This window comes from Kribbella sp., from assembly GCF_035655035.1.
Lineage (GTDB): Bacteria > Actinomycetota > Actinomycetes > Propionibacteriales > Kribbellaceae > Kribbella.
The window spans coordinates 1-5,659 of record NZ_DASRVN010000332.1 but is presented as its reverse complement, the minus strand read 5'-3'; the positions used below and the strand labels follow the sequence as shown (position 1 = coordinate 5,659).

At 69.5% G+C, this 5,659-nt stretch carries 6 protein-coding genes; 1 reads left to right on the top strand and 5 read right to left on the bottom strand.

Annotation, left to right across the window (positions count from 1 at the left end; translation table 11 throughout):
- Positions 1 to 145: 145 nt before the first annotated feature.
- Genes VFF46_RS18745 through VFF46_RS18730 form a run of 4 tightly spaced genes read right to left on the bottom strand, consistent with a single transcriptional unit; the run spans position 146 to position 4,247 of the window.
- Positions 146 to 655, bottom strand: coding sequence for an AAA family ATPase (locus VFF46_RS18745; protein ID WP_325038436.1), 510 nt, complete (start codon positions 653 to 655; stop codon positions 146 to 148).
- A gap of 3 nt (positions 656 to 658) precedes the next feature.
- Complete coding sequence (locus VFF46_RS18740; protein WP_325038435.1) at positions 659 to 2,941, bottom strand: helicase C-terminal domain-containing protein; 2,283 nt, start codon at positions 2,939 to 2,941, stop codon at positions 659 to 661.
- Entirely contained in the window at positions 2,938 to 3,468 is a 531-nt protein-coding gene (locus VFF46_RS18735; protein ID WP_325038434.1) for a kinase, read from the bottom strand. Before VFF46_RS18735 ends, VFF46_RS18740 begins: the two co-directional genes overlap by 4 nt.
- The gene (locus VFF46_RS18730; protein WP_325038433.1) at positions 3,465 to 4,247 is read right to left on the bottom strand and encodes a GNAT family N-acetyltransferase; all 783 of its coding nucleotides are present in this window, start codon (positions 4,245 to 4,247) and stop codon (positions 3,465 to 3,467) included. Before VFF46_RS18730 ends, VFF46_RS18735 begins: the two co-directional genes overlap by 4 nt.
- Before the next feature lie 109 nt (positions 4,248 to 4,356).
- On the opposite strand from VFF46_RS18730, the gene VFF46_RS18725 reads away from it, so the two are divergent.
- Positions 4,357 to 5,124, top strand: a complete 768-nt coding sequence (locus VFF46_RS18725; RefSeq protein WP_325038432.1) for an alpha/beta hydrolase — start codon at positions 4,357 to 4,359, stop codon at positions 5,122 to 5,124.
- On the opposite strand, the gene VFF46_RS18720 is transcribed toward VFF46_RS18725, so the two are convergent.
- A complete protein-coding gene (locus VFF46_RS18720; RefSeq protein WP_325038431.1) occupies positions 5,114 to 5,479 on the bottom strand; it encodes a DUF427 domain-containing protein in 366 nt (121 codons plus the stop codon). The genes VFF46_RS18725 and VFF46_RS18720 overlap by 11 nt on opposite strands.
- Between the last annotated feature and the right edge of the window lie 180 nt (positions 5,480 to 5,659).

The window sequence follows — 5,659 nt, the reverse complement described above, 5'->3', positions numbered from 1 at the left end:
CTTCCGGCACTCGTTGGCGTCCGCATGCGCGGTCTCCAGCAACAACGTCTTGTCCGACTGCACAATCAGAGGACCGTCCGACACCACAGCTCCCATCCACGACAACCCGACCCTCCATTGTGCCTGCTCCCGCCAAACGCGATCGTCAGTCGCAGCCACTCCAGCCGGCGGTCACGGCATCCAGCTGCCGTTGGGTGGTCCAGCTCGCTTGGACGGTGGTCGCTTCGGTCGGGGGTTGGAAGCGACGCTGCACGCGTTGGATGACGTCGTCGGAGAGGTCGTGCCGGTCAGGGCCGCCGACGGTACGGCGGGTGGTCAGGAGGGACTGCTCGGCGGCGACGTAGACAACCTCGTGACGCAGACCGCGAGCGCTTGCGAAGTCCTGCCACCGCTGGCGGTCACGGTGGGTCGGGTTGACCCAGCTGAGAACCACGACCTCCCGGCCGCTCTTCACGTGCTCCTCGATGAGTACTTCCGCCTGACGGATGGTTTCCGGCCATTCGGCGACCGGTACGCCGTCCTCGATGCGGAAGCCGCGCTCGCGGTTGATGTGGTCCAGCTCGACGATCGCGGCGCCTCTGGTTTCGAGGGCCCGGGCCAGTGTGGTTTTACCGCTGTAGGGCAGTCCGGTCAGGATCAGCAGCAGTGAGGGCAAGGCTTACTCCACGGGGCGGGCGGCGGAGATGCGGTGTAGGGCGTAGGTGCGGGGGGCCTCGGTGGTGTCGTCGTATGCGGTTAGCCAGCCGTCGGCTACTCGGGCGGGTTCTACGATGCGTTCGGAGGCGTGGCCGTTGTGGTCGACGTACGAGATCCAGGTGCGGGTGTGGGCCTCGGCGGCGTTCGTGAGTACGGCGATGGTCTCGGCGGGGGCGGCGGGTTCGACCAGGCCCTCGTCGCCGGGGCGTTCGGCGGCGATGCGGTCGCCGGTGCGGACCTTCTCGATGACGGCCTTCACCTGGTCGTCGGTGAGGTCGAAGGCGCTCTCGTTGAAGTCCCGGCTGGTACGGCGGCGTGGTGCCTCGCCCCGGCGCGGCGTACCGGTGACATGCAGCGCACCGTCGAACGTCTCGGCCAACGGCGCCAGCCCGGCATCCCGCAACCGGCTGAGCACCATGTCGGGCGGTGAAGGCGACACGACGACGGTCGGCGCCAGCCGGCGGAAGCGCACGCCGGGCAGGTTCGAGCTGAGCAGCTGGGTCAGTACGTCCTCGTCGTCACACCGCAGGTACGTCGACGCCGTCCCCAGCCGCAGTACGCCGTGCCGGCGCGCGACGTCGTCGACCAGGTACGCGAGCGGCTGTGGCACCGGAGTACGCGAGTGCTCCGCCAGCCAGGCGTGCAACTGCTCCGCAGTACGCCCCAGGTCGAACGCACGACGTACAGAGCTCTCACTGAACCGGTAGACCCCAGCACCACCGTCCGACTCCACGTCGGCCATGGCTGACAGCTCGTCCTGCACAGAGCGCACCAACGGACCAGGAGCAACAGCAGTGAGGTCTGCCTGCAACAGGACCTCAGAAACAGGCTCTGGCATCAGCGGGCTGATCGCTTCGGCCAGCTCGTCCAGTGTCGGCTCAGCACCCAGCAACGGCTGCGCGTGCTTCGCCAACGAGCCCAGCCCGGTCAGCCCGAGCAGGGCGGCTTCAGACACGCTCCACTCGACCAGGTCGTCCCGGAACTGCCCACCACGCCGCGGCCGGTGCCAGGCGACCCAAGTCACGATGGCTTCCGGAGCAGGCGCCTGACCCGCACCAGCTTCAGCCAGTGCCTGCAGCGCCAGCAGCCGGATCTCCGGCGCCAGCAACCGCTCCAGGTCCGGCGCGAGCGCGTTGATCAGCCGCTCGCGTGCAGCCGCAGTACTGCCTGTGCTGTCGCGCCGTCCGATCAGCCCGATCGCCCTGAGCCCGGAGAACCACGCAAAGACCAGCTGCGCCCACCGATGCGCCAGGTCCAGCTCCAGCCAGTCGTCGTAGGCACTGGTCGGCAGCCAGAGCTCACCGGTGCCGACTTCGACCGCAGCAACCAGCCCGGCCGCGTACGCCACCTCCAGCACAGCCGCGGCCGTATGCTCCTCCGCACCGATCTTCCCGGCCAGACTGCGCACTTCCCGGACCCCGACGCCGCCAGTACGCAGCACCGGCGGCGGCTCGGTCCCAAGCTGCTCCAACGCACGGTCCACCAACCGCACCAGATCCAGCGCAGCACCAGCCGCGGCCCGATCCGCGATCGAGGCCGACACCTTCTTGCCGTCCAACGGCGGCGGCACCGCACGCGTCGACGCCAGTACCCGCCCGCCCCGCAGATGCAGACCGATCTGCCGCGGCAGTACGACGGTGTTCGCGTCCTTCGGTACGACGAGGCCGCGGGCCAGCAGCCGCTCCACCGGGGTCCGGGCGGACGCGATCGTCACCGGACGGTCCGCCTTCTCCACCGAGCCGGTCGGCGGACCCCAGGTCAGCTTCTCCAGTACGGCGCGCGCGTCCGGCCCGGCCTCCTCGATCAGCTTGTCCAGGTCGCCGAAGTGCCGCGTCGTAGTCGGGCCGAGCCCTGCCGGGGTCGGTCCGAGCAGCTCGTGCACGGCACGGATCGGCCGCAGGTCGTCCTCGGTACCCCACACCAGCGCGAGATCCAGCAGCTCGGCGACCCGCGGCTGTACGACCTCGGCCGGCTGCCCGACGCCCTGCGTCAGCGCGGCCAGATCGACCGGCTCGGGCAGAGCGGACAGCGCCTCCAGCAGGTCCACGCCGAACTCGTCCAGCCGGTTGATCGCACGGGCGGCCGACGCGTTGCTGGTCGCCCGCGCGGCCAGCTGCCCCGTGTCCGCCGGGATCGGCAGCGCCAGATCGGGACGCCGGCGGAGCAGCTCACCGAGCGCGGCGTCGCCCCAGCCCCGCAGCGCCTCGGCGAGGGTACGGGGGCGGACTGGCTCGGTCGTGCTCATCCCTCCAACGGTACGGGATCCGCCCCAAGGTCGGTCAGGATCCGGCCGACGGTCTCGTCCAGCGCGCTGTCCGGGCCGATCACGGTCTGTTCGACACCGTCGAGCAGGTCGCGTTCGCGGTACCAGTCCTGCATGGCGTCCGGGCTGAACGCGCGACGGTTCTCCCGGGTCCCGTGCCGTACGACGGTCTCCTCGAACGGGATGTCGAAGTAGTAGTGCAACGTGGTCCCGCGATGGTCGGCGGTCAATCGGGTGAGCATGTCGCCGTACCGCCCGGCGTTCAGGATGCCCTCGAGGACCACGTCGTACCCGTGGTCGAGGGCGTACCGGACGTTCAGGTCGATCAGGCCGATGTTCGCGCCGCCCGGGACGTCGTGCTCGCGGAGCAGGATGCGGCGCAGGTGGTCCTGCTCGACCCACGCCGTACCGCGTCCGAGGTGTTCCCGGAGCGTACGGGCGGTGGTCGTCTTGCCGGAGCCCGAGTTGCCGCGCAGTACGACCAGGCGGGTGCTCGGGCTCCCGGTCACTCTGCTGCCCCGGTGTGACCGATCCGGTGGAAGCCCACACGCTCGTAGACCGCAGCCACTGCGTCAGACTCGGCAGACAGCAGTACGAGGTCCACGCCGTTGTCCAGGGCGTGCTGCACGAGTGTTGAGGTCACGGCAGCGGCCAGACCGCGTCGCCGCATCGCGGGCAACGTACCGACGCCAATGATCTCTGTAGCCGCGCCAACCGGATGGTGGGTACCAGCAGCGACCAGTCCGTCCTCGGTGAACGCTCCAGCGCCCACTGCGACGCCACGACCGACCCTGTCGCGTAACGTCGCGACCATGTCGTCTGCCAGCTGAGCAGCCGCGGTGTCCCTCTCAGCAGGCCCTGCGTTCCCAACGGCTGTACCGGACTCGCCGAAGGCCAGGTTGACGACAGCCCGTGCCTGGCGCACTACGTCCTCATCAGCAGACAGGATCTCGCAGCGCGCATCAGCCACGACAGGACGGAAGTCAGCGCGCTCCAGGACCAGCAGCGGGTGCTGGACCACCTCAAGGCCGGCAGCCGCAGCAGCAGCTCCCAGCGACGGACAGGTCTCGACGACCCACTCGAAGCTCAGCGGGATCTCCAGCTCGGCGCAACGCTTCCGCACCAGCTCAACGTCGCTAGGCTCGATCGTGACCCCCGAACCGGGCACAGGGCGCGCGTAGTACGGCCAGATCGTCGTACTGCGGAACAACGTGAACGGACCGACCTGCTCAGCGTCCGCGCCGGACAGCGGGGCCGCGTGGAGGTAGTTGTCGACTCTGGTAATCATCGCGAAGCAGTGAACCACCCGGACGGGTCGTCTGCCACCCGTTATGTCGAAGTAGCGCAACCGGCTCCGACGTACCGTCCGACAGCAACAGCCGGCAAGGAGCAGCAGCATGGAGAAAGTGACGTCTGCGGACGGTACGACGATCGCCTACGACCGGGTGGGCAGCGGGAGCCGAGTGCTCCTGGTCGGGGGAGCGCTGTGTGACCGGAACTCGTTCCGCCCGCTGGCGGACGCGCTGGCGAGCGAGTACGACGTCGTCACGTACGACCGTCGCGGCCGTGGCGACTCGGGCGACACAGCGCCGTACGACGTCCGCCGTGAGGTGGAGGACATCGCCGCGCTGCTGACCGCGCTCGGCGGTACGGCGGCCATCTACGGGCACTCGTCCGGTGCCGCGCTCGCCGCGATCGCGGCCGGCAGCATGCCGTTCAGCAAGGTCGTCCTGCACGAGCCGCCGTACGGTCCCGACGACGCGGACACGTCGGACGACGGCGGGCAGGTGCTCGACGCGATCCGCGAGGGCCGGAACCAGGACGCGGTCGAGCAGTTCCTGCTGATGACGGGCATGCCGAAGGAGGTCGCGCAGCAGGTGGCAGCGACACCCGGTCTCGCGGACCTGGCTCCGACGCTCGCGCACGACTTCGCCGTGATGGGACACGCCCTCGACCAGGGTGCCACCCCGGTCGCGTTGTTGCGCAGCATCACACCGGCCGCGCTCGTACTCGCCGGGACCGCGACCGCGCCGTTCATGATCGACGCCGCGCACCGCGTCGCCGAGATCCTGCCGAACGGCAGCTACGCGGACCTGCCCGGCCAGCAGCACGCCGTACCACCGGAGGTGCTGGCCCCGGTGGTCGCCGAATTCCTCAGGGGGTGATCTCGATCGACACCTTGTCCGGGTAGAAGGCGACGTGGTCGCGGATGTCGGCGACCGCGTCGTACGGCTGCTCGTACGTCCAGACCGCGTTCTCCGCGTCCGGGAGCACCGTGTAGTAGGACGCGTCACCCTTGTACGGGCAGTAGGTCTGGTGCTGGGTGCGCTCGAGCTGCGTGAAGTCGACGTCCTCGCGCGGGATGTACTGCGCCGCGGGGTAGTTCGCCTCCTGCAGCGACAGTGCGTTCCGGGTGTCGGCGATGACGCGGTCACCGACCTTTACAACGACACGGTCCGGGTTCTTCTCCACCGTGATCGGGTGGTCCGGCCCGGGAATCTTCACAGTCTTCTCCGCCATGACAAACCACAACCCCACGCGCTCGCGCACCATTCCCGGCTAACGGATCGTCGCCCCGGCGGCCTCCGCGAGCTCGGGCCCGAGTGCACAGGCAGGCGTATACGCACCACGGCGGCCCTCACCGCGAGCCAGCCGTACGGCGGTCTCGGCCGCCGCGTTCGTGGTGAAGTCCATCGCGTC

Bases quoted from the DNA above. Each gene is read 5' to 3' on its own strand.
- VFF46_RS18725 (WP_325038432.1), top strand. From the start codon at position 4,357: ATGGAGAAAGTGACGTCTGCGGACGGTACGACGATCGCCTACGACCGG.
- VFF46_RS18740 (WP_325038435.1), bottom strand. From the start codon at position 2,941: ATGAGCACGACCGAGCCAGTCCGCCCCCGTACCCTCGCCGAGGCGCTG.
- VFF46_RS18720 (WP_325038431.1), bottom strand. From the start codon at position 5,479: ATGGCGGAGAAGACTGTGAAGATTCCCGGGCCGGACCACCCGATCACG.
- VFF46_RS18730 (WP_325038433.1), bottom strand. From the start codon at position 4,247: ATGATTACCAGAGTCGACAACTACCTCCACGCGGCCCCGCTGTCCGGC.